21 protein-coding genes are annotated in these 26,006 nt (G+C 47.3%); 10 read left to right on the forward strand and 11 right to left on the reverse strand.

The genetic code is table 11. The features are described from left to right. The first annotated feature begins 2 nt into the window (after positions 1 to 2). From proB to BMY60_RS01725, 3 genes are all read left to right on the forward strand, one after another. Positions 3 to 1,112 carry a glutamate 5-kinase gene (gene proB, locus BMY60_RS01715; RefSeq protein WP_090330707.1) on the forward strand — a complete coding sequence of 370 codons (1,110 nt, stop codon included), beginning with the start codon at positions 3 to 5 and terminating at the stop codon, positions 1,110 to 1,112. 127 nt (positions 1,113 to 1,239) lie between these two features. Beyond that, entirely contained in the window at positions 1,240 to 1,704 is a 465-nt protein-coding gene (locus BMY60_RS01720; protein WP_143057324.1) for a hypothetical protein, read from the forward strand. Positions 1,705 to 1,832: 128 nt separating this feature from the next. Beyond that, positions 1,833 to 2,282, forward strand: coding sequence for a hypothetical protein (locus tag BMY60_RS01725; protein ID WP_256250623.1), 450 nt, complete (start codon positions 1,833 to 1,835; stop codon positions 2,280 to 2,282). Positions 2,283 to 2,339: 57 nt separating this feature from the next. On the opposite strand, the gene BMY60_RS01730 is transcribed toward BMY60_RS01725, so the two are convergent. Together BMY60_RS01730 and uvrA are read right to left on the reverse strand one after the other, a co-directional pair. Beyond that, positions 2,340 to 3,617, reverse strand: a complete 1,278-nt coding sequence (locus tag BMY60_RS01730; RefSeq protein WP_090330710.1) for a glycerate kinase type-2 family protein — start codon at positions 3,615 to 3,617, stop codon at positions 2,340 to 2,342. Beyond that, entirely contained in the window at positions 3,614 to 6,433 is a 2,820-nt protein-coding gene (uvrA, locus tag BMY60_RS01735; RefSeq protein ID WP_090330712.1) for an excinuclease ABC subunit UvrA, read from the reverse strand. The genes BMY60_RS01730 and uvrA overlap by 4 nt, the downstream gene beginning before the upstream one ends. A 93-nt stretch (positions 6,434 to 6,526) precedes the next feature. Between uvrA and BMY60_RS01740 the strand changes: the two genes are divergently transcribed. Both BMY60_RS01740 and ssb read left to right on the forward strand, forming a co-directional pair. After that, positions 6,527 to 7,909, forward strand: coding sequence for an MFS transporter (locus BMY60_RS01740; protein ID WP_090330713.1), 1,383 nt, complete (start codon positions 6,527 to 6,529; stop codon positions 7,907 to 7,909). Further along, positions 7,893 to 8,342 carry a single-stranded DNA-binding protein gene (ssb, locus tag BMY60_RS01745; RefSeq protein WP_090330715.1) on the forward strand — a complete coding sequence of 150 codons (450 nt, stop codon included), beginning with the start codon at positions 7,893 to 7,895 and terminating at the stop codon, positions 8,340 to 8,342. Before BMY60_RS01740 ends, ssb begins: the two co-directional genes overlap by 17 nt. 94 nt (positions 8,343 to 8,436) lie before the next feature. Here ssb and BMY60_RS01750 read toward each other — a convergent pair whose 3' ends face one another. Further along, complete coding sequence (locus BMY60_RS01750; protein ID WP_090330716.1) at positions 8,437 to 8,631, reverse strand: hypothetical protein; 195 nt, start codon at positions 8,629 to 8,631, stop codon at positions 8,437 to 8,439. A 443-nt stretch (positions 8,632 to 9,074) separates the two neighbouring features. Here BMY60_RS01750 and mtgA point away from each other — a divergent pair, with 443 nt between their 5' ends. Further along, a complete protein-coding gene (mtgA, locus tag BMY60_RS01755) occupies positions 9,075 to 9,827 on the forward strand; it encodes a monofunctional biosynthetic peptidoglycan transglycosylase (protein ID WP_090330718.1) in 753 nt (250 codons plus the stop codon). 156 nt (positions 9,828 to 9,983) lie between these two features. After that, positions 9,984 to 11,426 (forward strand): magnesium transporter, encoded by a 1,443-nt coding sequence (mgtE, locus tag BMY60_RS01760; protein ID WP_090330719.1) that lies wholly within the window; start codon positions 9,984 to 9,986, stop codon positions 11,424 to 11,426. An 837-nt stretch (positions 11,427 to 12,263) separates the two neighbouring features. Here the strand turns inward: mgtE and BMY60_RS01765 are convergent. The 4 genes from BMY60_RS01765 to BMY60_RS01780 all read right to left on the reverse strand — a co-directional run bounded on the left by BMY60_RS01765 (position 12,264) and on the right by BMY60_RS01780 (position 16,386). Next, positions 12,264 to 12,476 (reverse strand): hypothetical protein, encoded by a 213-nt coding sequence (locus BMY60_RS01765; RefSeq protein WP_090330721.1) that lies wholly within the window; start codon positions 12,474 to 12,476, stop codon positions 12,264 to 12,266. Between the two features lie 34 nt (positions 12,477 to 12,510). After that, a complete protein-coding gene (locus BMY60_RS01770) occupies positions 12,511 to 13,590 on the reverse strand; it encodes a M14 family metallopeptidase (RefSeq protein WP_090330722.1) in 1,080 nt (359 codons plus the stop codon). 145 nt (positions 13,591 to 13,735) lie between these two features. After that, positions 13,736 to 15,250 (reverse strand): glutamate-cysteine ligase family protein, encoded by a 1,515-nt coding sequence (locus BMY60_RS01775; protein WP_256250624.1) that lies wholly within the window; start codon positions 15,248 to 15,250, stop codon positions 13,736 to 13,738. Between the two features lie 356 nt (positions 15,251 to 15,606). Further along, positions 15,607 to 16,386 (reverse strand): TRAP transporter TatT component family protein, encoded by a 780-nt coding sequence (locus BMY60_RS01780; protein WP_090330724.1) that lies wholly within the window; start codon positions 16,384 to 16,386, stop codon positions 15,607 to 15,609. 715 nt (positions 16,387 to 17,101) lie between these two features. Here BMY60_RS01780 and BMY60_RS01785 point away from each other — a divergent pair. Further along, the gene (locus BMY60_RS01785; protein ID WP_090330778.1) at positions 17,102 to 17,962 is read left to right on the forward strand and encodes a transglycosylase SLT domain-containing protein; all 861 of its coding nucleotides are present in this window, start codon (positions 17,102 to 17,104) and stop codon (positions 17,960 to 17,962) included. Between the two features lie 195 nt (positions 17,963 to 18,157). Beyond that, positions 18,158 to 18,898 carry a DUF3750 domain-containing protein gene (locus tag BMY60_RS01790; protein WP_090330725.1) on the forward strand — a complete coding sequence of 247 codons (741 nt, stop codon included), beginning with the start codon at positions 18,158 to 18,160 and terminating at the stop codon, positions 18,896 to 18,898. A gap of 336 nt (positions 18,899 to 19,234) precedes the next feature. On the opposite strand, the gene BMY60_RS01795 is transcribed toward BMY60_RS01790, so the two are convergent. After that, positions 19,235 to 20,083 (reverse strand): Druantia anti-phage system protein DruA, encoded by an 849-nt coding sequence (locus tag BMY60_RS01795; RefSeq protein WP_090330727.1) that lies wholly within the window; start codon positions 20,081 to 20,083, stop codon positions 19,235 to 19,237. A gap of 209 nt (positions 20,084 to 20,292) precedes the next feature. Here BMY60_RS01795 and BMY60_RS01800 point away from each other — a divergent pair, with 209 nt between their 5' ends. Further along, a complete protein-coding gene (locus BMY60_RS01800; RefSeq protein ID WP_218141597.1) occupies positions 20,293 to 23,535 on the forward strand; it encodes a DEAD/DEAH box helicase in 3,243 nt (1,080 codons plus the stop codon). Positions 23,536 to 23,755: 220 nt separating this feature from the next. Here BMY60_RS01800 and BMY60_RS01805 read toward each other — a convergent pair whose 3' ends face one another. The 3 genes from BMY60_RS01805 to BMY60_RS15190 all read right to left on the reverse strand — a co-directional run bounded on the left by BMY60_RS01805 (position 23,756) and on the right by BMY60_RS15190 (position 25,820). Further along, positions 23,756 to 24,592, reverse strand: a complete 837-nt coding sequence (locus BMY60_RS01805; protein WP_090330728.1) for a metallophosphoesterase family protein — start codon at positions 24,590 to 24,592, stop codon at positions 23,756 to 23,758. A gap of 112 nt (positions 24,593 to 24,704) precedes the next feature. Next, on the reverse strand, positions 24,705 to 25,619 hold the full coding sequence (locus BMY60_RS01810) for a diacylglycerol/lipid kinase family protein (RefSeq protein WP_090330729.1): 915 nt from the start codon (positions 25,617 to 25,619) through the stop codon (positions 24,705 to 24,707). A 6-nt stretch (positions 25,620 to 25,625) separates the two neighbouring features. Then, positions 25,626 to 25,820: a hypothetical protein gene (locus BMY60_RS15190; protein ID WP_143057325.1), complete on the reverse strand. Its 195-nt coding sequence runs from the start codon at positions 25,818 to 25,820 to the stop codon at positions 25,626 to 25,628. Positions 25,821 to 26,006: the final 186 nt, after the last annotated feature.

The raw sequence follows: 26,006 nt of genomic DNA on the forward strand, positions 1-26,006 counted from the left end.
CCATGCTAAGAACAGCGCGCCGAATCGTCACCAAAGTCGGCAGCAGTCTTGTAACCAATCAGGGGCGGGGGCTTGATCATGCCGCATTACGCGGCTGGGCTGAACAAATCGCCCAGCTCAAACTTATGGGCAAGGAAGTCGTGCTGGTTTCGTCGGGCGCGATTGCCGAAGGTATGCAGCGCCTGAGTTGGAATGAGCGGCCAACTGCATTATATGAGTTACAGGCTGCCGCAGCTGTTGGCCAAATGGGACTGGCGCAGGCGTATGCGGCCTGTTTTGATCATTACAAATTAAAAACAGCGCAGATTCTGCTCACCCATGGCGATTTGTCCAATCGTGAACGTTATTTGAATGCCCGCTCTACACTGACGGCATTACTGAAACTCGATATTATTCCCGTCATCAATGAAAACGATACCATAGTCACCGATGAAATCCGTTTTGGCGACAACGATACACTGGCGGCGCTGGTAACCAATTTGATTGAAGCGGATGCGCTTGTGATACTAACTGACCAAGCCGGATTGTATACCAGCGATCCGCGAAAAAATCATGACGCAGCTTTTCTGCCCGAGGCGAGCATAGCTGATCCGGCGCTGTTGAAAATGGCCGGCGGCGTTGGCAGTAATATAGGCAGCGGCGGTATGTTCACCAAGGTTATGGCGGCCAAACGTGCAGCGCGCAGCGGGGCGCATACGATTATTGCTTCCGGCCGTGAAAAGGATGTACTGGTGCGTATGGCGCATGGTGAGGCTATCGGTACCCGCCTGTTGGCGACGATACCGGTTCTGGCTGCAAGAAAGCAATGGCTGGCCGATTATTTGCAGGTACGGGGTACGGTTACATTGGACCCGGGCGCGGTGAATGCGCTCGTAATCGATGGTAAAAGCTTATTGCCAATCGGCGTAACCGATGTTGTCGGCGATTTTGAGCGCGGTGAGGCTGTTGCGTGTGTAACCCCGGAAGGCAGGGAGATTGCGCGGGGTCTGATCAATTATAATGCCGTGGAAACACGAAAAATTATAGGCAAGGCCAGTACGCATATCGCAGCCATACTGGGGTATGTGGACGAAGCGGAGTTGATTCATCGCAATAACCTGGCATTGCTTTAACCTAGAACCTCTATAAGGATTCTAGGTTAAAATACCTTTTGATGTAGAGAACAGAGCACGTAGTATAGTGTCGGCACACAACCTGGACCACCTTGTCATAAAACGATTTATGGGAGTATCGCTCGCTATGAGTATGAAAAAATGGACAGATGAAGAATTGATTTCAACACGTGACAAGCTTGAAGAATGGCGTGAGCGCTATCAAAAAGCGGGAAATAAAATGTGGCATTTTACCGCGTTTCTCGGTGCTTTTGCTGTTTCGACCGGTGTTGTTTTTATTTTTTTTGATGGGGTTGATGTACTCAATGTACTATTAATCATTATGGGGTCGTTGACCTGTCTTGCCTGGTACAAGAGTGAGAGGCGCCGTCAGGATAACTTGAATTTTCTCAATGAGATCAATAGAGAACTGAAACAACGCGCCAAAAAAGCAGCCAAGCCCAAAACAAAACAAGATAACATCGAGAAAAGTAACACGCAAAGTGAAACGGACCAAACCGTTCAGCACGAAACACAAAAAGCAGATATTAATTCCAGCAATACAGACGACAGCAGCTCCGGAGCTGACAAGGAAACAAAAAATCAAACTTGAAAACAATGAAGAAATGGCTGAAAAACTTGTCCAGATTGTTTTCAAACCAACATACGCCGCACTGCAAAAACAAATCACAGTTACAAAGGAAACCCAACGGGGATGCTCAGCTGCAACCCTGCACTGAATTGAGCGAAGACAATAAAAAGTTGTTTACAGCATTGCATCAGTTCATCTGGATACAGGGTGATCCGCTGCCGCTCATTTTTGATGTGAATGCAAGCGTCTATACCGATCAGGGGATAACCGCGCATGCGCTCGGACAGCTTGCAACATGCGGATTAATCAACTTCAATCCCTGTGGGTACGTTAAAAAAAAACTTGGCAAGCATACCCGGCTGTTTTACTGTGGAAGGCCAACCAAAATTGGTTTTCAACGTGACATGAATAATCAACTCGATCTGGGCTGTGTAATTTTGACTGAATATGGGAAAGCGCTGGTGTCAGCTCGGAATATCTCGAGAAACAAGGTCTTCTACGAATATGTGATCCGCCGTTGGTATCAATCCGGCTATCTGCTATCTTCGATACAGGTGGATCAAAAAAAACTTGCCAGGCCAGGAGGTGCTGACAATTAATAAATTATTTGTATTGCCCCCTGAAATGGCGCCATTTCAGGGCAATCCGTAATTAATTCATACTATCAGCATTACCCGGTAATCATTGACGTTAGTATAGGTAGGGCCTGTTATTACCAGATCGCCCAACCGTTCAAAAAAACAGTACGCATCATTATTGGCCAGCAATTGCCCGGCCTGGATTCCTTTATTTCGTGCTCTCGTTAGAGTATCTGGTATTATTAAGGCACCGGCATTGTTTTCAGAGCCATCCACACCGTCCGTATCGCATGCCAGCGCATAAACGCCATCCAGCCCATCAAGTTCTATCAACAGTGACAGTAAAAACTCCGTATTACGACCGCCGCATCCGCCGCCTTTAACCGTAACGGTTGTTTCACCACCCGACAGCAATGCTATGGGCGGTTTCAATAAATCGGGATATCGATGGATTTCTTTGATAAAAGCCGCATAGACTTTTGCAACTTCGCGCGCTTCACCGGTCACCGCATCTCCGAGAATCAATGTAGTAAAATGTTGCTCCTGCAAATATTTCGTAGCCGCTGTCAGCGACTGATGAGCGCTGGCGATTACAATATTTTCGACATGTTTGAAGAACGCGGAACCGGGCTTGGGGGTCTCGTCCACTAGTTGCCGGTCTCCGGCAATCAATCGATGCCTGATACTGGGTGGCGCGTCAAGTTGATAGCGTTCCAGTACAGACAAGGCATCGGAAAAATGCGTTGGATCCGGTGCGCAGGGTCCGGAAGCGATATGCGTTGGATCATCTCCGGTCACATCCGAAATCATTAGTGCCCGCACCGGTGCACGAGAAGCGGCTGCGAGCCATCCGCCCTGTATACAGGATAGATGTTTACGTACCGCATTGATTTCCTGAATATTTGCGCCGCATCGCAGTAACTGTTGAGTAAGTTTCTGAAGATCTGCCAACGTAATATGTTCCGCGGGCAAGGGCAGCAAACTGGAGCCGCCGCCACTGAATAAACACAACAACAAGTCATCTTCAGTCAGCAGTCCAACCTGGTTCAGCATGGTTTGTGCGGCCTGCATCCCATTTTTATCCGGCACAGGATGGCCGGCCTCAACGAGTCTGATTCGGTGCATCGGCAATCCATGCCCATACCGTGTTACCGCTATTCCTTCAAGCGCTTTATTTTCAGGCCAGTTTTTTTCGACCGCCAAAGCCATGGCTGCCGAAGCTTTACCTGCGCCGACAACAAAAACACGTCCGGACACATGCGCCGGATCGGGCAAATAGCGCGGTACAATGCACGCTGGGTTGGCCGCCTCGACTGCTGCTCGAAAACTATCCAGCAGACAGGTACGCAGATTCATGGTTTCAATATTCTCTGCAAATAGCGTCCGGTATAACTGCTCTGTTGCATGGCGATTTCTTCGGGCGTTCCCTCGGCAACAATACATCCGCCTCCGTCACCGCCTTCGGGGCCCAGATCAATTATCCAGTCCGCCGTTTTAATGACATCGAGATTATGTTCGATGACAACTACCGTGTTGCCGTGATCACGTAGTCTGTGCAACACTTTGAGTAACAAATCAATATCCTGGAAATGCAAACCGGTCGTCGGCTCATCCAGTATATACAGGGTACGGCCGGTATCGCGTTTGGATAATTCCAATGATAATTTCACGCGTTGCGCTTCTCCGCCTGAGAGCGTTGTAGCAGACTGCCCCAGGGTAATGTAACCCAATCCGACATCCAGCAACGTTTGCAGCTTGCGCGCAACAACCGGTACCGGATTGAAAAAATCAAACGCATTTTCTACAGTCATTTGTAGAATTTCACTGATATTCTTGTCTTTGTAGTGCACTTCCAGGGTTTCACGGTTATACCGTTTGCCATGGCAAACGTCACAGGTTACATAAATATCTGGCAAAAAATGCATTTCAACCTTGATTACGCCATCACCCTGACAGGCCTCACAGCGCCCGCCCTTTACATTAAATGAAAAGCGGCCTGGCGCATAGCCGCGTTCTCGCGCCTGCGGCACGCCGGCAAACAGCTCGCGGATCGGCGTGAACAGACCGGTATAAGTAGCAGGATTTGACCGCGGCGTACGTCCGATTGGACTTTGATCCATATTGATGACCTTGTCGAAAAACTCCAGGCCCTCAATATGCTCAAAAGGCGCCGGCTCGGCAGTACTTGCATAGAGATGCTGCGACACGGCGCGATACAGTGTTTCATTGATCAGCGTTGACTTTCCAGAGCCGGAAACACCCGTTACACAGACCAGTAAGCCAATAGGCAGTTTTAAGTGCAGGTTCTTCAAATTGTTGCCGGAAGCGCCATTGATGTATAACACTCTGTCCTTGCAGGGCTCTGTGCGGCAGGCCGGAATTTTAATCGATAATCTGCCGGCGAGGTAAGCGCCTGTCAGAGATTCGTTGTGTGTCTGGATGGCTTTCGGTTCACCATGTGCCACCACCTTGCCGCCGTGCTCTCCCGCACCCGGCCCCATATCGACGACATAATCGGCTAGTTGGATGGCATCTTCGTCGTGTTCCACGACGATGACGCTATTGCCCAGATCGCGCAAATGTTTGAGCGTATTGAGCAGGCGGTCGTTGTCACGTTGATGCAACCCGATAGAAGGCTCGTCGAGAACATACATCACGCCAGTAAGACCCGAGCCAATCTGGCTGGCCAACCGGATACGCTGCGATTCACCACCGGATAATGTATCAGCGGAACGGTCCAGCGATAAATAATCCAAACCCACGTTATTCAGAAATTGCAGACGGCTGGAAATTTCCTTAATAATTCTTTCGGCAATCGATTGTTTGTATCCGGGCATAATCAGTTGGTCAAAAAACGTTTTGGTTTGCTTGAGGGGCAGCGCACTGATTTCATAAATGGCTTTGTCATCGACCAGTACATGACGTGCCGCTGTGCATAGCCGGGTACCCAGACAATCCGGGCACGTTTGAGCGTTCAGATATTTACCGAGTTCTTCGCGCACCGTTTGTGATTCGGTTTCGCGGTAACGCCTGGCCAAGTTGGGGACGATACCCTCGAATACGTGTTTTTGCCGGTTTTTTTTGCCATTCTCATTAAGATATGTGAACTGTATCTTCTCCTGTCCGGAACCGTGCAGAATAATCTCCTGAACCGCCGCATCCAGATTTTCAAAAGGTACCTCTATATCAAAGCCATAATGTTCGGCAAGATTGGTTAACAGCTGAAAATAAAACTGGTTGCGCCTGTCCCAGTTTTTAACCGCGCCCGATGCCAATGACAAATGTGGAAATGCCACAACGCGCGCTGGATCGAAAAAAGTAATCTGGCCAAGGCCATCGCACCGCTGGCAGGCACCCAACGGATTGTTGAACGAGAATAACCTGGGCTCGAGCTCTGAAAGTGAATAACTGCAGACGGGACAGCTAAATTTTGCAGAAAAAAGGTGGGTCTGACCGCTGTCCATTTCTACCGCCAATGCGCGCCCATCAGCATGACGCAGGGCTACTTCGAATGATTCTGCCAGTCGTTGCTTTGCATCCGGTGAAACTTTCAGGCGATCAATGACTATTTCCACGGTATGCTTTTTGTTTTTTTGCAGTTTGGGCAAATCATCGATATCGTGTATTTCACCGTCGATACGCAAACGGATAAATCCTTGCGCGCATAACTCGTCAAATAAATCGGCTTGCTCCCCCTTGCGTTCCACAATCAGCGGCGAGAGTATCATCAGGCGAGTTCCGGCAGGTAACTCAAGCACATGATCGACCATTTGAGAAACGCTTTGCGCGGTCAACGTGATATGATGTGCCGGGCACTGCGGGTTGCCTACGCGCGCATAAAGCAAACGTAAATAATCATGAATCTCCGTTACCGTCCCCACAGTGGAGCGCGGATTATGTGATGTAGCTTTTTGTTCGATAGCAATTGCAGGCGAGAGGCCCTCAATCGAGTCGACATCGGGTTTTTCCATCAGTTGCAGAAACTGCCTTGCATAAGCCGAAAGCGATTCCACATAGCGCCGTTGCCCCTCTGCATAAAGTGTATCGAATGCAAGCGAAGATTTTCCAGATCCGGAAAGTCCGGTTATCACGATAAGCTTGTTACGCGGCAGATCGAGATTGACATTCTTCAGATTATGGGTGCGCGCACCGCGGATTCTAATCAATTCCATTGGCTATCTATGTACGAGTCAACCTGATAATATACCCAACTTTTTAGAAAATACATAACCTGATTTATGCCCGCTTCAATATCAACAGAAAAAATGTCGCAAACGGAATTGCGCGCTACAGCCGGTCTGGCTAGTGTTTACGGTTTGCGTATGTTTGGATTGTTTATTATTCTGCCGGTTTTTACGTTCTATGCAGAACATTTGCCCGACGGGAACAACTATTTGTTGATTGGTATTGCTCTGGGGGCCTATGGTTTGACTCAGGCGATTCTGCAGATTCCGATGGGCTGGCTGTCCGATCGTATCGGACGCAAACCGGTCATTTATTTAGGCCTGATACTCTTTGCTATTGGCAGTTTTATTGCCGCTGCGGCAGACGATATTTACTGGGTGATTTTAGGACGCATTATTCAGGGTGCGGGTGCAATTTCAGCTGCAATTATGGCGTTGGCAGCAGATCTGACTCGGGAAGAACATCGCACTAAAGCCATGGCAATCATCGGCATGACCATAGGAACAGTTTTCGCCCTATCGCTGATTGTTGCGCCCATATTGAATCAATGGATCGGTGTGCCGGGTATTTTTGCGATGACAGGTTTGCTGGCACTGGCTGCTATGTTTGTCGTGAAGAAGCTGATTCCTGATCCTCAAATCAGCCGTTTTCATTCGGATACGGAAGCGTCGGCAGACAGCTTGGGCAGCGTGTTAAGCAATACTCAGCTTTTGCGTCTAAATTATGGGATTTTTGCACTGCATGCAACCTTGATGGCGCTCTGGCTGCAAGTGCCGCTAACTTTGCGTGAAGCGGGTATGGCAACAGAAAGTCACTGGCAGGTTTACTTGCCAGTTCTGTTTTTTTCCATGCTACTTATTATTCCGGTTATCATCTATGGTGAAAAAAAAGCCAAATTAAAGCACGTATTTGTCGCGGCTATTGCGCTGCTGCTATGCGGCCAGATCGCCCTGGCAGTAACTGCCGAAACAATCCTGGGCACAGTATTTGCCTTGCTCGTTTTTTTTGCTGCTTTTAATTTACTCGAAGCCAGTCTGCCTTCGCTGATCTCAAAAATCGCACCTGTTGGCGCCAAAGGTACGGCAATTGGTGTATACAGCAGCACACAGTTTCTTGGTGCGTTTACCGGTGCAGCGGTAGGTGGTTACTTAATGGAACATCATGGCAACCTTGTTCTCTATGTGTTTTGCAGCGTGCTTTTGGCAATATGGCTAATACTGGCTTACACTATGAAGGCGCCTGCGGCAGTACGTTCGAAAATGTATCATGTACATGAAATGGGTACAAACAAATCTCAGCAGTTGTCTCAACAACTTGCCGAATTGTCCGGTGTACGGGAAGCGTTGGTGCTGGGTCAAGAGAGAGTCGCCTATTTGAAAGTCGACATGACAGGTTTTGATGAGGAAAGCGTGAATCAATTGCTGGAAAATAAGGAGGAAGAAATAAATGGCATCAGTCAATAAAGTCATATTGATCGGTAACCTGGGTAGAGATCCCGAAACACGTTACATGTCGAGCGGGGATGCAGTGACCAATATTTCTCTGGCGACGACTGAAGTATGGAAAGACAAGAATGGTGAGAAACAAGAAAAAACGGAGTGGCATCGCGTTACTTTTTACCGAAAACTAGCTGAAATTGCCGGTGAATATCTAAAAAAGGGACGCTCGGTTTATGTGGAAGGCAGGCTGGAAACCAGAAAGTGGACCGATAAAAACGGTATGGAACGTTATACGACAGAAATAATTGCAACCGACATGAAAATGCTGGGCAGCCGGGCAGGTAGCGACAGTTTCGACTCATCGGACAGCGAGGCCAATGAACCGACTTCCGGACGATCGACATACAATAGAAATAATAATGGATTCGACGATATGGAGGATGATATACCGTTTTAGCGTTAACGCCGGTTATCGGAAAACTCAGACATTAACATTGCCAACCTGCTGTCATGTTCATTATGTATTGTTCAGAATTGTAGCTTGCTTTATTTTACTCAGGCAAAAGAAACGGCTCTTTTAATTCAGTGTTACGAAGACTTGCATGCTGGTCTCCCAAGGAAAATTCTATATTTTCTATTTTTCCTCCAATATTTTCCGCCAGATCACGAAAATCCGTTGCAAGCATTGTCTTAGGCACAATAAATGTTTGTCGCTGGCCGGATTTAAAATTAACGCTTATTCTCATAGTGTCGCACTCAACATTTTGGGTTAGAAAATTCTGTCTACGACTTAATCAATTGAAACTTTAACTCACCAAAATACATTGCCATCTCTAGCCGATTTACGGCTTACTAATACTCTATCAGTATGATATTGCCGGGTTCAGTGAACTTGTCAGTATACATGGCAGGACGTGCCTTGCAGGCAATATCATATTGATAGAGTACTGGGCTTGTTTGCTGTAGATTACCCTCATAGGCTATGCAAAAATATTAAGCGATTGGCATGCGATGCGAAAGCGTTGTCATGTTGTATCAATGTCACTTTTTGGTGTGCCGTGTTCATCGGATATTGAAACCAGCTTGCAGCCGTTTAAAATTTGTTTTTGGTGATTTTGTTATCGTTTTTTGTCCTGCGCAGACTGATCGAATACGTTATCAGTACATTGTTAATAAATGAAATTTATCAATGAAGAAGAAAAAGAAAGCAGTAGGAAGAACTGCTGCAGCAACTAAAGCAAGCTTTACTGGGTTTCTCAAGCGCTGGCTCTGGCGTTTGCTTTTATTGGTGATTTATACGTTATTTTTGTATCAGCTTTGGTTATTCAGTCACGTACTTTACTGGAAACACAACAACCCGCCGAGTAGCGCTTTTATGCAATCTCAGCTAAAAATTCTGCGTGAAGATAACCCAGCGGCGACTTTACGCCATACATGGGTGCCGTACAGAAAAATTTCTTATGACATGAAACGGGCGATTATTGTTGCGGAAGACAGCAAGTTCCTCCAGCATGACGGTTTTGACTATGAATCGATTCGAAACGCGTTTAAGAAAAATTTATCGCAGGGTCAAATTACAGTTGGCGGATCGACTGTCAGTCAGCAACTGGCTAAAAATCTTTTTCTTTCTGAACAAAGATCACTATGGCGCAAACTGCAAGAGGCCATTATAACGGTAATGCTGGAAACGGTGATGTCCAAGCAGCGCATTCTGGAAATTTATCTGAATATGATCGAATGGGGTAACGGTGTTTTTGGCGTAGAGGCGGCAGCGCAACATTATTTCGGTCAATCAGCAGCGTCCTTAACAAAGTACCAGGCGACATACTTAGCGGCTATGGTGACCAATCCGCGTTTTTATGATAAAAATCGAAACTCTCAGCATCTGATGAAAAAGCGGAATGTATTGCTCGGCCGGATGCATTCAGCAAAAATACCCTGAATCCCATAATGAATTAAATCCAACTGCATAACCACTATTTTATCTGTTTATGCTGGGATATGGCCCATAAATAGTGAAATGTTTGTAGTTATTTTTTCTGTAAAACCGTTTTGCTTCTTCCCTGTGATGACTGTAATAACAATGGGTTAATTTGCCATGACTGATGAAACTAATAATGAAGAAAATGAAAAGCTGCATACTCAGTTTCAGCGGATTGTTACGTTATTGAACAAATACAGGCTGCTGCAGGGTTTTGTCAATCTGCAGAACGAGACAAGCGGTGTACTGAAAGAATCAGCCATCCAAAAAGAAAATCTGCAAGAATTGCAACGGCTGGTAGACAAGCTGCATCCGGCAGATATCGCGAATCTCCTGGAGTCCCTGCCGTTGGAGGACAGGTTGTTGATCTGGGGACTGGTCAGGCCGGAGTACGATGGGGATGTATTGCTGGAAGCATCTGATGCAGTACGGGAAACGCTGATTACGGATATGGGTGCGCACGAGCTGGTAGCAGCCGCCGAGCAGTTGGATGCCGATGAAATCGCCGATTTAGCGCCTGATTTGCCTCAGGATGTCATGGAAGATGTGTTCCGCTCACTCCCGATTGCAGAACGTGAACAGCTGCGTGCCGCCATGTCATATCCGGAAGACGCCGTAGGTGCATTGATGGACTTTGATGTGATTACGGTGCGCGAGGATGTGCGTCTGGAAGTTGTATTACGTTATTTGCGCCGTCTTGACGAGCTGCCTGATCATACGGATCAGTTGTTTGTAGTCGACAGAGATGAGCATTTAAAAGGTGTGCTGCTGATTAACCGGATACTTGTCAGCGATCCCGAAATGCTGGTTGCCGAGGCCATGACCAAGGAAATGATTACGCTTCGTCCGGACGATAAGGCACAGGACGCTGCGCACGCGTTTGAGCGCTATGATCTGGTTTCTGCTTCAATCATTGATTATGATAAAAAACTGCTTGGCCGTGTTACCGTAAATTCAGTGATTGATTTTATTCGCGACAAGGCGGAAAACGAGGCGCTGAATCTTGCCGGTTTGCGCGAAGAGGAAGATCTTTTTGCGCCGGTGTTGAGAAGCGTGAGAAACCGTTGGATATGGCTTGCTATTAACCTGGTTACCGCATTCGTTGCTTCGCGCGTGATTGGATTGTTTGAGGATTCGATAGAAAAGCTGGTTGCGTTAGCAGCACTCATGCCCATTATTGCTGGTATAGGAGGAAACTCCGGCAACCAGACGATTACCATGATCGTGCGTGCGCTTGCATTGGAACAAATTAAACCCGGCAGCACCTTAAAACTGATCGGTAAGGAGATTGGTGTCAGCATCGTAAATGGCCTCATATGGGGTGCTGTAGTCGGTCTGTTTACATATGCTATTTATCAAAACGTTGAGCTGGGCCTTGTAATGATGCTGGCAATGCTGTTGAATCTGTTGCTTGCTGCGCTGCTAGGCGTATTAATACCGCTTACCTTAAAAAAGCTTGACCGTGATCCCGCTTTGGGTTCAAGCGTCATGATTACTGCGGTGACTGATAGCGGTGGTTTTTTTATTTTTCTAAGCCTGGCTACGTTGTTTTTGCTATAAGTGTGTCAATGCTGATTGAATCAAATTACTTACGAAAACGCGATAGTATTCGAAGCAGTTTAATAAAACCCGCTCACTTGGGTTTTGTGTGATACCACTTTGAATTCGTTTGTTACTTGACGAGTATAGCGTGCCTGTCTAACAAATAGCTCAAAAACGGATTTGTAGTTGATTACATCGTCATCTGCCGGGTACAAAACCTGTCGATCTATGTGTGTGTTTTTTGGGTTGCTTCAATGTGCGGTGGAAAAGCCTGTTGCAAAAGACCATCAATCCACTTACGTAAAGACGCTCGTTTACTGTCATACCCACATATTTCTTTTCCACCGCTTCAACCGACGGTTTGGATGATGAAAAAATCTGTTACATTTACGTTTTGCGGATCAATTATAAGCAAGTAGCCTGGATAAGTTTACGCCATCCAGGAACCACAGTACCGATCGAAGGCTGGGAATTGGTAAAATGACAAGGCCGTTAAGAATAGAATTGGTCGACGAGGTATAACACGTGACTTTCCGCGGAGACCGCAGGGAGGGCATTTATCAGGGCGATGCGAATCGAATCAATTGGCTGGCGTTGTTCGTCTAGCTGCAAACGATTCAATTGGGAGTGTCATACGTATTGTTGTTTGATGGACCAGTATTGGGGGCAACCTGCGCGGGCAGATTTATCTTGGTCGAGGCGAATTTATCCAAAAGATGCAGCAACCTATGCGAACCGACAACGATACCGGTGAATTTTCCCGGGCGCAGAGAAAGGCAACGGCCAAACCGCTTTCCGGTTTTCATCGTTTAATAACAGAAACGAGGGAGTAACAGCAGTCTATCAAACGGGCGACTATACGATGAAAGCCATTGCGGGAGAATTTGGCGTGCATTGAGCGATGGTTGGCTGGATAGTCAAAAAAGTGGAGTTGAGTTGTTGCTTTGCAAGACCTGACACTTGCGATTGGTAGTATTCGATGATCTGCTCGACGGTGAGATCAAGATCAGTGGTAAAGAATGCAACCATTGTAATTTTCGGCAGGCCCAGACGACCCGCACGGCACATTTGAGTTTTTCAACATACAGATATGATCGTAAGCTTAGGGAGAATTCAAGGTAGCCTGTTTTGTCTTATTGCAATTGCTGGCTGCAGGATCCGGTAATACCAAACGTTCCATCAGATAGCACAGGCAATCCTGATGAATTACCTGAATGTTGCGTGTCAGCATCGAGGGCATCACCGGCCGGCTGATTCTGAGCGCATTACCATCCAGATGAAAATATCGATCGGATACTTCATGGTCTTGTTCGTCTGCAGTTCTCAGAACAAGTTCGCGTTGATCCTTCTGCCAGCCAATCAGTGTATTAAACGGCAATTCCCGGAAGTTCAGATGATCAATATTGTCGATCAGGCGCAAATCCAGTTCGTCTTCCTGAAATCCTACGGTCATGCCGGGTGCGATGCGTACTATGGCAACCGTATGAAATAATTCAATATCATTTTTGGCAACTTCGTGGGCAGGTATCTCAGACAGATTCAGACAAGCCGTCAGATACTCAATGGCGTGCGCCTCGCCCCGCGGGTTGTTTGGCTGCCCGCACTCGAGCGTTACTGAAGGGGCGAGTCTGGAGAATGCAAGCGACAAAACACCTTGCGGACGCGTGAAATAAATAACTATCCGGCCAAACAGCATTGCCAAGTGTAAGAAAGGTGTTTCCAGCTTGTTGACACAGGCATAATGCGGATTCAGGCCCGTGTTATTGTGTACATCCACGCAGGCAAACAAGCCGGCTCCTGCCATTGTTTCGAAGACCTGTTGAGCCATGCGGTATTCCGGCGTACTGTCGGCATCTTTCACTGAATTGCCGGTGTCGAACTGCCAGATGCGATTGAAATCCGGTTGATGTTCCAGATGTCTTTGATGAAATTGTGCCGCCTCGATATTGCCTACAAACAATGATAGTGACCGGGGCAGTTCTTTGTTCTGATAACGATACAGGATATCGCGAATTGCGTTCCAGCCGACGGGTTCGTTGCCGTGCAATAATACTGAAATGAAAAGCGGCGGCGTATGCCGTCCGGGCAGCCGGAATAAAGTGGGGCCGTTCAGTTGTTTGTACAGTTCATGGGCCTGCAGGTTTAGCAAACCCTCGGGTATATCCTGCCGTATCGTCAACATTGTGTTCCTTCTCTGGTGACACTCCCTAATGAAGATTTGATTGGTTTTTCAATATTACAGTCAAATTATTTTCCGCGATAAGGGTTTATATTTTCTTGTTGGGAATCCAGAAAGGCCAGCGATGCTGAATTAATTTTAAAAGCAGCTAAACCGGCCACTCATGCACCGGCATGCCACTTTGCTGCAGCTTTGCATACCTTGCTGTCAACGTCTGCATATCGTAATGATGGCTGGCGGCATAACGCTGCTGCCAATTGGTGCCAGTCTGGCCGCTTTTGACGCGCTGCGCAATAATGCCAAGATAGTATTGAATATCCTGACTGTTGATTTCAAGTTGTTCAAGGCCGGAACGCGCCAGCGGAATAAGTTGCTCCAATAAAAGCGCTTGTGCATTAATATGCTTGTCGCCGAGCCAGTGCAAGTCTGCTGTCAATCCAAGGCGCGCTGCCCGATAAAAATTATGCCGCGCATGATTGAAAATTAATTCAAGTTCGGGTGGCTGCTGCCGCTCAATTAGGCTTTTTACAGCGCCAGTAAACAGCACCGCATTTGCCACAATATCGACAACACTGGGGCCGGCAGAGATTACCCTGTGTTCAATTCGTAAATGCGGTTCACCTTGCTCATCAAAGCCAATCAGCGGGCGGTTCCAACGCCATATAGTGCCGTTATGCAATCGCAGGTGTGCCATTTTTTCCGGCGGATCATCAAATAAAACGGGAAGAATTGCCGGAAAATGTTCATAATTTTCCTGAAAACATTCCATTAACGAATCTCTGGCATATCCGGTGCCAAAAAATACACGTTTCAAATCACCTTCGACATCGATTCGCTGCCCATGCCCGCCAATGGAAACTGCCTGCTCAAATAATGGAATCCGGGTTTCCTCCCACAAGCGTTTGCCGAATAGAAACGGCGCATTCCCGGTTGCTGCAACCATGGGACCGGATAAAATAATTGCCGCGTTGTAGTAACGTGTTGCCAGGTTCAGCGGAACCTGCAAGTGCAACTGAAAAGAAGTCGCTGCCGCTTCAAGCATTACATCATCATGCTGCATGCGCAGAAGTTCGTCGCCTTTAATATTAATATGCAAAGGCTTGCCTTGTCTTAATCGCAGTACTTGTTCGTTCAATGCCCGATAACGCGGCGAATTGGACATGTTCTGCAGTGACAGGTCCGTCTCCCTGACCGTCGGTAAAATACCGATAGTCAGCATATCTGAGCCAAGCAACTGTGCCTGCCGGCGGCAAAGGTCACAAATCTGATTTAGATTGTGTTGCATATCACTGAACACATTTCCACTCAAATGTTGCGGCAGGCTGTTTAATTCAATGTTAAAGCTGGCGAGCTCCGGAACTACCAATGGATGATTCAGCATTTTTAGAAACTGCTCATTTACCGGCGAAGGCAGACTGTTTTTGTCAATCAGCCATGCCTCGAGCTCATATCCAAACATTCTCTGTTCATGCGCGAATCTTTCTTGCGAGAACCATTGGTGCATGATGTCCGTCTCATGTTCGAGCCGCGCATCAAATTGTTTCAGGTCTTCAAGATTGAAATGATCCGACGGTATTTCGTTACCCATAATTATTATTGCAAGTTTTTTAGGCAGTTGCCTGTTGCTTATTGCCGGGGCAAGGCCTGTTTCCAGTTCGAGCAATTTAATCCGTTGCTCTTATCCTTTGCGGTGACCGGCCAAATAGAACATATTAGAACAACTGCAAGCGCTTCATTCCATGCATTTATCATTAAATTAAACATAGTGGAGGATGTCTGTTCATCATCATACAACTTTTGGCGCAAATTTGTCGAAATCATAAAAACAAGAGTTTTAGGTCGCTTGAGGCCGTTCTCCACAATTCTCATCAACGTAATTGAAGGGCAGGGTGCTTTAAAAACCGGCAAGTGGTAGATCCGTGGGTGCAAACTGTACGTTCGTCAGAATCCATGAAAACCAACAGGCATCATCATTACAGGCCAAAATCCAATGTACTGGCGCACTATTGGGTTAAAGACTTATGCACCTGCTTTTTCGGAAAGATGCCGGGCGATGTCTATAAACCTGCTGTATCTGAAGATGTTTTCCGCCGCAATGGGAAAATCCAGTATATATTTTGCATGCCTGTAAGCCTCTTGTTTTTTTCCCAGATCAAACAACAGCTCAGCATAAAAAGCCCGCGCGATTATGTCATTCGGAAATAACCGGAGTGCGCTTTTCAGATGGAATAATGCTTTTCTCGTGCTTCCAAAACTGATTGGAAACCGTGGCAGTTTATGGTAAATGCGGCCCAAAGCTTTGTGAGCGCCTGCTTGATCGTATTGTTCATCCAGCTCGATAACGCGTAAGAACAGCTTTTCCATCGGACGCATTAAGTGCAGCGCATTCAATACGCCGCTTTCTTCGCTCAATTTGCCGATCGCGACGGCTTTCCAATACAGGGCGGCGATTTCATTTGAGCGAATTGTGAGTGCGCGATCAGCGGTTGCTACACAGTCTTTGTAAAGCTCAATTTGTTTATCGCGCTTAGTTTCGACCTCAGCATTGGCGCATTGCAGCCGGGCAAGCTCGGCAATGACTTCTGGCGATTGCGTAGTCTCGGCCAACTGTTTTATCCATGTAATCGTTGCCAGGAGTGCGGGTCTATCTATAGCGTTACGTTGAACCGCCCGATCGATTTTTTGTTGATACGTATCGGGTAGATATTCACTTGCCGCCTGCGTTAAACCGCCATGGCTCATGCCGCCTATAACCATCAGAAATGAATAGTTAGAAAAAAGAATTTGCCAGCGCCACATATTCGTTACCAAAAAAAGTGCAGCATCAACCCATGTGGTTCAAATCCGGAAAATGTGTTGTGTTCGTATCTGAGCCGTTCGTTTTTTTTTTTTTTTTTTGCGGATTATTCGGTTAAACTCGCGCAACGTCAAGCTAAAAATCCAGGCATTTTTAATGCTTAATTCCAATTTCAGATATTGACTTTATATGGAAAGAAATATGTATATGCATTAAATAGTTAGATAGCGCCAGCAAGCTTAGTCGGCGCAACAGATTATTGTATTCATTACAGCACAATAAGGTTGCCGGATATACTATTATCTGGAAAAATTCGAAGACCGGCACACGCAGCGCAAGGTCATCGATATCGTTGTCGACAAATCTTACACTTAATAACAATTTATTATGTGAGTGCCCGGTAATTATCTGACGGATAATATTTTTTATTGCTGGTACAAATCTTGCTTATAATTAATTTAAGACTTACGCAATAAATTTAAGAATTTTCAGGAACATAATTTAATAACCAGCGCAGCGCAGGGCCGTTGAATAACGAATAAAAATCACAGTGCCTGTTAAATGTTGCATTTTTCGTTGTTCCTGATTCTAACTGCGGCGATACGGCCGTTATCTTCTACCCGGCCGAAAAATGGGTTGATATGCCGCAGTTTTCTTTGTAAAAAGGCAAACATCGAAGATATGCATTTACACAAATTGACATTACCACTACTATTGATGATTACTTGCAGTTTATGGGATGCTGCGAACGCAAGCAACGTATCCAATGTATCTTTAGTTCTAAAAAAACACCTGTCAAAGGAGCCGATAAATAAGGCCAAGATACTGGTTTCCATGGCAAAGCAGCATGAACATGCTGAAGGTGTGCCCCGGGACTATGGCCGCGCGCAGGAGCTTTATTGCAAAGCTGCCGGGCAGGGCTATGACGAAGCCTTGTATGCACTGGGCTGGATGTATGCAAACGGACGCGGCGTGCGACGGAATGACAATATTGCGGTACAATTGTTTGTTATGGCTGCCGAGCATGGCCATTCGCATGCCAGTAAGATGATCGACTATCTGGATACGTCTCATGATCCGGAACTGCCTGAATGCCTGCAGTCGATGGCGGACAACAACGCGACTGATTATTCCGACAAACCTTTTTTTGATCTTGTTCAGAAATTGGCGCCCGAGTACAATCTCGATCCCAATCTGGTGATGGCCGTTATCGCCGTAGAGTCAGCGTATAATGTACAGGCGGTATCGCATAAAAATGCGCAGGGTCTGATGCAATTGATTCCGGCAACGGCGGAGCGTTTCGAAGTAAAAAATATTTTTGACGCCGAGGAAAATATCAGAGGCGGCATGGCCTATTTGCGCTGGTTGCTTGCTTTCTTCAAAGGCGATGTTACGCTGGCCGTTGCGGCCTATAATGCCGGTGAAGGCGCGGTTGAAAGACATCAGGGTATTCCGCCATATACCGAGACGCAAAACTATGTCAAAAAAATACTGGCTCAGTATTCAAAATTGACACATCCCTACGAACCCGATATTGTCCATAGACATGCTGTCATTGCCTTATCCGAATACGAATAACGCACGGAAAGTTTCCCTGTTTGTTACCGGCTCGCTCAGTGTGCAAACACGTAACAACAGTCTCAAGGATTGGACGTTTTAGAATTTGTACGATAGTTACGAGTCTCTGTGAAGCTTCTTGTTGTCTCGCGCAGTCAATACACCGCATGTCGATCGGCATCTCGAGCGTTCCAATTATCCCCGGCGGCATGACATATGCGTTTTCAGTTTGACAAACGATGGTTGCTTGCCGCAATTGTAACCGGCCTGGTATGTATTACTGTCGTCTCTTACGATGTCCGGGGCAACTGGCGGGCGGCTAGCCGCGCCTCGACAGGTATTGCACCCGATCCGGCATCAACCCGGGAAGCAGTGATACAGGTTTATGGCGCACGTGCTTACAGTTGGCGCGGTTATTTCGGCATCCATACCTGGATCGCCGTCAAGCCTTCCAACGCCGAATCGTTTACAATCTACGAAGTACTGGGCTGGCGCCAGCGCAGGCAGCTGCCGGTTCTGGCGATATATGATCAGCTGCCGGATCGGCGCTGGTTTGGCAACATGCCCGAAATTCTTGCAGACAAGCGCGGCGATGGTGTGGACGCTCTGATCAAGCGCATTGCACTGGCTGTCGAGAATTATCCTTATACCCGGCAATACACCTTATGGCCAGGACCGAATTCCAACACGTTTACCGCCTGGATTGCGCGTACGGTACCTGAATTGGAACTGAGTTTGCCTGCAACAGCTATCGGAAAAGATTATTTGGGCTATCGTCTATTTGCCACGCCACCTAGCGGCAGTGGCTTTCAGTTTTCATTTTTCGGCCTGTTGGGGTTTGTGGTCAGCAACATAGAAGGCCTTGAACTCAATTTTCTGGGATTGACTTTCGGTATTCGTCCCGATCCGCTGGTGATTAAATTGCCCATAGTCGGAGATATTCAGCTGGTAACATAGTACTAGTACATCGTCCACCTTAAAACATCTTTATCCGTCATTTTAAGGTGGACGATGTACTAGTATAGGGCAAAATCAAATTGAAAGAGCGCTGGTGAGGTACAGTAGCTTTTCAACCGGGTAATAACGTTTGCACGGTAAATTTGTTCTCCCCTTGAAATCAAAGCAGTCGAGTACGAGTTGAATTAGAAGTCATGCGAAGATAGTCGAAGACCAAGCGGGTATTGCGATTCAACTGCTGCATTTTCTGAGAGATGCTGGATTTTACCTTTGAGATGAACTGAATGACGCCGCATGCAAAGCGCCGCAGTCGAGTGATGTTCTCTGGGCCGTGGCCTATTCGGATGCGGCTGCGCGATCCTCATCGAAATTCCAATCAATCACATAGTGACAGCGATTCTCGATCATCCAGTGACCGCGATTCACTTTGAGAATACGCTCTGGACATGCTTGTTCCGGCGAGCGATTGGTTACCCCCAAAACGACTTCATGGGTGACTTTTCTGGTTTTTTTGTAAAAAGACTCTCGCTCGCTCAAGAACACTTGCCCGACATGCGGGAAATCGAGGTGTTCATTCGGCGCCGTACTGCACCAGATGCGGCGGGTTTCAATCCGGCCGTGGTCAGGCGGTGCGATCTCGACGAAATCCGGTTCTTTTTTTGGAGAGGTGGCAACAGTGCTGTAGCCATCGCGGGTGCGGCTATATCCCCGTGTCAGCCCAAGGCAAGTCCAATTCGCTGCGCGGTAGACTGTACCGTGGAAACGCGACGGATCATCAAAGGTTTCCAGCAAGAGCAGGGACTGGCCAAAATGTGTTCGCCAATCACCGGCAATTCTTTGGCGGCACAAGGACAACGCTTTAGAGCCCAGATTGGGATAGTGCCACTCAGGCAAGATCAGAAAGCGACTGTTGTTGGCGATTAATTTCAAGCGATCATATTGGTGACGGAAATCCCATCCGATCCAACGGTCACGTACACCGCACTTCCAGGCAGCAGCTGAAAAACTCAGCAATGCCGCCCATTCATCGCCATGGGTGGTAACATACCAGAGTGTATGACCGATCTTGGCTAAATCGCCAGGATAGTGGTATTGCTGTATCAACTCCAGGTAGCGAGGCTCTTCAACTTTGCGCACCGGGCGAATACTTAATTGCCCAAGATTGATTTTAATTAGTGAACAGATTCACCCTGTAACGTTTGGTACACACTACGAAAATAATGTTTTTCATTTTATAATCTGTGTTTCGTGTCTTCATTTTGAAAGTCAGCTCCGGCGTTCTAGTCGTTGGTGCAATCCGGTCTGGTTAAACAGAGTCAGCCCGATAGAACAACCATATTTTGCGATTATTGACTGGGATCATTTTGATTAATTAATACAGCCAGGCTTCCGATTTGAAAAACTTCCAAACAGCACCGGCTTCAGATATCGAAAGCATTTTCGGCAAAAAAACCTATATACGCGGTAAACATTATTTTCTGCATAACAGAGTCATTGATCTGGGTGTGACAGCTGAAACCGCAAACACGGTGATGCTTAATTCATGCGTTGTAGGCAGCGGTAATCAGCGTTATAACCAGGTCATTGCCGTCAACAAAACCGGTCGATTTCTGCAGATTAACGGTCGATGCAGTTGTCCTGTCGGTTATAACTGCAAGCATGTCGCAGCCGCATGCCTGGCCCACAGACAAACAAAGCCACAACAAAGAAACAGCGCGGACAAAGCGTATATCAACTGGTTAACCAGTTTAGATGAAAACTTAGAAGAACCTGATGCGTCACAAGAATTTATAGTTTGTGTATTGCGCAAACATGACGCCAACGCGGAGTTTTCATTATCGCTACTGACGACACGCGAAAAAAAACAAGGCGGGCTGTCGGTTGGAAGACAATTCACGCATGCCAATATACGCTATGGGTATTTCTCCAGCCGGCAATACACGCTGGAAGAACAGGAGCTTTTCCGGCTCGTTGCAAGTTTGGACAGCAATTATCAGGACAATGCACTGATTACGGGGGCTTTAGGTCATCTCGTGTTAAGTAAAGCACTGCAAAACGGCCGCCTGTTCTGGAATTCGCATCAGCATGCGCCGCCAATGCGCAGTGGCGGACCCAGGCCGTTGCAATTATCATGGCATGCTCACAAGGATAATACCTATATTCTCGATATCACTGTGGCCAACCGGGCAGTTCTGTTGCCGACGGAGCCGCCGTTATATCTGGACGAAGAAAATTTGACCATGGGAACTGTGGATTGCGCGAACCTGACGTATCGGCAATATCGAAAGATGCTGTCTGCTCCGCCGGTACCGGTTGAACATGCAGAGGATTTCACTCTACGATTGTTGACAGAGCATCCGGAGCTTCCTGTGCCGCCACCCAGGCCGGTTGAACTGATCGAGTTGAGCGGTCTGTCGCCGCGTCCACGGCTGAATCTGCTGGGTCAACAGCTCGATAACAAGCAGTATATCCATCTGCTCAAGCTGCGGTTTGATTATGGCGACCATACGATCTCAGCATTTCACGACAGACTGGTGAGCGTTGTTAAGACAAACCGGGGTTTCTTCAGAATTAGCCGGGATCAAGCTTTGGAAAACGCTGCCGTCCAAACATTACTTGAATTTGGCTTTCGCCGCTTTGAGCTTCATACAGAGCAGGACTTGTTTTTTTACAGTCCGGCAGAAAATGCCGTCATGGACAGCGCCGCTCGCTGGTCGCACTTTATCGATCATCAACTGCCGTTATTGACGGAACAGGGATGGTTAATCGAAACCGATGACAGCTTTCGGCTGCAGTTCCAGCAACCGCAAAACTGGGATGCTGAAATTGAACAAAGCGGCAATGACTGGTTCAGAATGCATTTCAACATCACTCTCGGCAATCAGTCACTGCCGCTGCTGCCGTTGATCACGCCGGTACTGGAAAGCTACGATCGCGATCACTTACCAGAATTGCTTAGCATTCCAATAGGAGAGCATCAATACGTCAACATTGCCGCAGAGCAGTTAAGGCCCTTCCTGGACATCCTGTATGAATTGTATGACAGTGCGCATTTCGACGGCGATGGTGCCCGTATTTCCCGCTACAATGCGGCCATGCTGGCAGATATGGAGCGTCAGAGTTATGGTTTGTTCAGTTTAACAGGCGGCAGGGAGCTGATTGAAACAGGCAAGAAATTAAGAAATTTTAAAGGAATAGCCAATGTATCGCCACCCGCTACCTTGCGCACCCGGTTACGTGAATATCAACAAAAAGGATTAAACTGGCTGCAGTTTCTACGTGAATACCGCTTTGGCGGCATTCTGGCTGACGACATGGGCCTCGGAAAAACCGTGCAAACCCTGGCGCATCTGCTGCTGGAAAAAGAGTCCGGCCGCATGGACAAGCCTTGCCTGATCGTGGCACCCACCAGTTTAATGAGCAACTGGCGCCGCGAAGCAGAACGCTTCACGCCCGATCTGACCGTGCTGATATTGCAGGGTAGCGACCGCAAGCAGCATTTTGACAAAATTTTGCAGTTCGACCTGGTGCTGACCACGTATCCATTGCTGTACAGAGACGAGCAGCATCTGTTGGCCAATGCATACTACTACCTGATTCTGGACGAAGCGCAGGTTATTAAAAATCCGAAAGCCCGGGCGGCGCATGTGGCCCGCCGTATCGATGCGCAACATCGCTTATGCCTGACCGGAACGCCGATGGAAAATCATCTGGGGGAACTCTGGGCGCAGTATGATTTTTTGATGCCGGATTTTCTGGGCGATCAGGCCCGTTTTAAAAAAACTTACCGCACGCCGATCGAGATGCACGGCGATATCGAAACGAAAGAGCGTCTTTCCAGACGCCTAGAGCCCTTCATGTTGCGCCGCACCAAACACGATGTTGCAGATGAATTGCCGGAGAAAACAGAAATTATCCGTTCGGTACCGCTCTTAGAAAAACAGGCCGCGTTATACGAAAGCATTCGGGTCAGCATGGAAAAGCGCGTGCGCGACGCTATTGCCGAAAAAGGTCTGGCGCGCAGTCATATAACCATTCTTGACGCATTGCTGAAGCTGCGGCAAACCTGTTGTGACCCTAGAACGCTGCGCTTGAAAGAAGCGCAGAAATTCAAACACTCCGCCAAGCTCGATTTGTTGATGGAGATGTTGCCGGAATTACTGGAGGAGGGACGGCGCATTCTGGTGTTCTCGCAGTTTACCCGTATGCTGGGATTGATCGAAACCGAATTAAACCGGCGGGAAATTGGATACAGCAAACTTACCGGGCAAACACGCCGCCGCGACGAAGCGATTGAGCTATTCAAGAGCGGTCAAGCCGATGTGTTTCTGATCAGCTTGAAAGCAGGCGGCGTCGGCCTGAATCTTACTGAGGCTGACACCGTCATCATTTACGATCCCTGGTGGAATCCGGCGGTTGAAAGCCAGGCCGCGGACCGTGCACACCGCATCGGCCAGAATAAAGCGGTGTTTGTATACAAGCTGATCACGGAAAACACCGTTGAGGAAAAAATTCTGGAAATGCAAAAAAGAAAGCGCGCGCTGTCCGAAAGCGTCTACCGAGGCGGCAAAAAAGAGGAAGCTCTGCAGTTATCAGCCAAAGACTTGACAGAGTTATTCAAGCCACTGGCAGATTAATGGAACAACAAGGAAATTCCAGAAGCAACACTGTTATTGCTTAAAAAAATCAAGCATGGCATTTTAACGGATGCCATGTTGCTCAATCAACAAACAACCGCTTGTTCTTGCTTGCGCTAATCCCAAAAAACTGAAATTTGTCGAAAAACTTTACACCGTTATAAATACTGAATGGACAAGTAGATTGCGCTCCCTCCGGCGACAGTACTGGCAGCCAGTATTATGCTGTTATTATTTTGCTGTTCGACTGGCGTTTGAAAATATGCCGGCTTACTGGTTTAAAAACAGTGCTGCGCTCAAGATAATGATAGTGCTCGACTTGAATATTAGTGGCTGAAAGCGTCACCAGATTAAAAGAGTTTTTTTCGCGCTCCAGACCGCGGCCACGGCATGATGTTGTCGTGCCGCATTGGACGATAATGATACCGTGATTCCGGTTTTCACCTGCATAGACGTCGAGAGAGTGGCCAACATAGGCACGGTGTAAATGCCCCGCCAGAACAACATCAACACGCATGCGTGTAAATGCTTCCAGCGTGCGCTTTGCTTGTGGCATCGGTCTTGTTCGCTCGAATGTTGGCGCGGGCACTAAGTGGTGATGCATAACGACCATTTTGAATGCGTCCTCTGGCGCATCTGCAAAGGCATCCTCGCAGAATTGAAGTTGCTTTCGGCTGAGCCGACCATTCTTAATAGCGCTGTATGGTGCGGTTGAATCCAGACCGACGATAATTCCATTATCGATGTTCAGTTTTGAATCCAGAGTACCGGCGATATAGTGTTGGTACAGGGCATGTGGACTCAGCATGCGTTCCCAGACGCGGTAAAGGGGTACGTCATGGTTTCCGGGAACGACAACCTGGGGCTTGGGCGGCAAACGCTGCATAAATTTTAGTGCCGCTTCAAATTCCCCGGGTTTGGCGCGATGCGTAAAATCGCCGCTTATCACTATAATATCGGGCGACAGTGAATCAACCTGCGCCAGAACGGCTTCACCTGCTTCGGGCAAAAAATGCTTTCCAAAATGTAAATCAGATAAATGAAGGATTTTTGTCATTGATCTTCAACAATATGTACTGCTTTCCAAATTCAAAGATTATTCAGCAAATTATATGATCCCAGCGGAACGCCGCTGTGCCATTGCCTCTGTCGAAGAAGGCCCGGCAATATCATATTGATAGAGCACTAGCATCTTGCGAATTGACTACGCGCAAAGCCGCTTTTTTCATATGCAATTTAATTGGCACATCCAATCTGGTCAGTTCGCCGTCAATAACAGCATGGGTTGTGTCCGAATCAATGTTGATGACAATATCCTTTACTGCACGGACGTCAAGGCGGCGCGCATACTCAATACGATCCGTCCAGGCATACAATATTGCTTCCAACAGGGTAGATAGTTTGGTATCGGCAGGTGCTATAATCATCAAATGCCCTTCGTCAAGCCGTTTGCGATGTACCAGTGAGGTCATGTCAAATTTATAGTAATTGTTTGCAACCAGAAACATGGGAGATTTAATATCGTCACCTTTATTGGTGCACCATGTAAATGCTCGTCTGGATTGATGGCGCAGCAACACTTTTATCAATGCATAGGCCGTTGCAATCAGTTTGGGGAACCGCTGAGAAAATCGTACAACACTCCTGTACCGCACCACGCGGGGATACATTCCCAGGGAAACATTATTCAAAAAAAACTGATTATTTACACACCCCACATCAACGCGGCGGCTTAAATGGCTATTCAATAAAGGTAAAAAATTATCGAGATCGGCCGGAAGATTCAGGTCCTTGACAAAATGATTCATAGTGCCCAAGGGAAGGGGAAACAGCACAATATTTGTATCGACCAGATGCTGGATTGTGCGGCTTATCGTTCCATCCCCGCCTCCGACAGCAAGTTCGTTAATATTACCGTCATTAACCAGCTTTTGTATACATAACGACAGTTCTGAGGGGTGAAGCCATTGCAGTTGAATGGGTCTGTTGACAACCTTTAACGACTCAAGCAAATGCGTATGCCCCATTTTTCTCGCTGTGCCTGCTTTGCGATTCACAAGAATAACCAACTGTTCTGCAGTCATCGTAATTTATCTGGCGGGTTGTTTCTGGTTGCTGTGATATCGATCAATAAGCTTGGTCTGAGAGAAGATATGGTTTTGCATTGTTTCTTCAAGCCTTGTTCTGGTCGGAAAATTCAAATCCGGCAGCACCATATCCAGCGCATGCAATTTATGAAAGGCTCTGGGTCTCCTCGGGTATTGCTGTCCTGGTACTCTATCCATATGCTATTGCCAGGCACGGCGTTGCCATAGTCACTGACAAGCGCACCGAACCCGACAATATCATATGGGCTGAGTACCAGGCAACGTCTTGAACCAATGCTGCGGCAATATGCTTTTCTTTTTCTCGCTGGCCTGGCAGTGACGTTTTCAACGTAAATAGTCAAAGTTTCTGAAACCATTTGCGAC

It is taken from the genome of Nitrosomonas sp. Nm51 (genome assembly GCF_900111165.1).
Taxonomy (GTDB): Bacteria; Pseudomonadota; Gammaproteobacteria; order Burkholderiales; family Nitrosomonadaceae; genus Nitrosomonas.

What these genes read in the sequence shown, in the direction of transcription:
- proB (WP_090330707.1), top strand. Translation starts at nt 3, where the DNA reads ATGCTAAGAACAGCGCGCCGAATCGTCACCAAAGTCGGCAGCAGTCTT.
- BMY60_RS01720 (WP_143057324.1), top strand. Translation starts at nt 1,240, where the DNA reads ATGAGTATGAAAAAATGGACAGATGAAGAATTGATTTCAACACGTGAC.
- BMY60_RS01730 (WP_090330710.1), bottom strand. Translation starts at nt 3,617, where the DNA reads ATGAATCTGCGTACCTGTCTGCTGGATAGTTTTCGAGCAGCAGTCGAG.
- uvrA (WP_090330712.1), bottom strand. Translation starts at nt 6,433, where the DNA reads ATGGAATTGATTAGAATCCGCGGTGCGCGCACCCATAATCTGAAGAAT.
- BMY60_RS01740 (WP_090330713.1), top strand. Translation starts at nt 6,527, where the DNA reads ATGTCGCAAACGGAATTGCGCGCTACAGCCGGTCTGGCTAGTGTTTAC.
- ssb (WP_090330715.1), top strand. Translation starts at nt 7,893, where the DNA reads ATGGCATCAGTCAATAAAGTCATATTGATCGGTAACCTGGGTAGAGAT.
- BMY60_RS01750 (WP_090330716.1), bottom strand. Translation starts at nt 8,631, where the DNA reads ATGAGAATAAGCGTTAATTTTAAATCCGGCCAGCGACAAACATTTATT.
- mtgA (WP_090330718.1), top strand. Translation starts at nt 9,075, where the DNA reads ATGAAGAAGAAAAAGAAAGCAGTAGGAAGAACTGCTGCAGCAACTAAA.
- mgtE (WP_090330719.1), top strand. Translation starts at nt 9,984, where the DNA reads ATGACTGATGAAACTAATAATGAAGAAAATGAAAAGCTGCATACTCAG.
- BMY60_RS01765 (WP_090330721.1), bottom strand. Translation starts at nt 12,476, where the DNA reads ATGTGCCGTGCGGGTCGTCTGGGCCTGCCGAAAATTACAATGGTTGCA.
- BMY60_RS01770 (WP_090330722.1), bottom strand. Translation starts at nt 13,590, where the DNA reads ATGTTGACGATACGGCAGGATATACCCGAGGGTTTGCTAAACCTGCAG.
- BMY60_RS01780 (WP_090330724.1), bottom strand. Translation starts at nt 16,386, where the DNA reads ATGTGGCGCTGGCAAATTCTTTTTTCTAACTATTCATTTCTGATGGTT.
- BMY60_RS01785 (WP_090330778.1), top strand. Translation starts at nt 17,102, where the DNA reads ATGATTACTTGCAGTTTATGGGATGCTGCGAACGCAAGCAACGTATCC.
- BMY60_RS01790 (WP_090330725.1), top strand. Translation starts at nt 18,158, where the DNA reads ATGCGTTTTCAGTTTGACAAACGATGGTTGCTTGCCGCAATTGTAACC.
- BMY60_RS01805 (WP_090330728.1), bottom strand. Translation starts at nt 24,592, where the DNA reads ATGACAAAAATCCTTCATTTATCTGATTTACATTTTGGAAAGCATTTT.
- BMY60_RS01810 (WP_090330729.1), bottom strand. Translation starts at nt 25,619, where the DNA reads ATGACTGCAGAACAGTTGGTTATTCTTGTGAATCGCAAAGCAGGCACA.
- BMY60_RS15190 (WP_143057325.1), bottom strand. Translation starts at nt 25,820, where the DNA reads ATGGATAGAGTACCAGGACAGCAATACCCGAGGAGACCCAGAGCCTTT.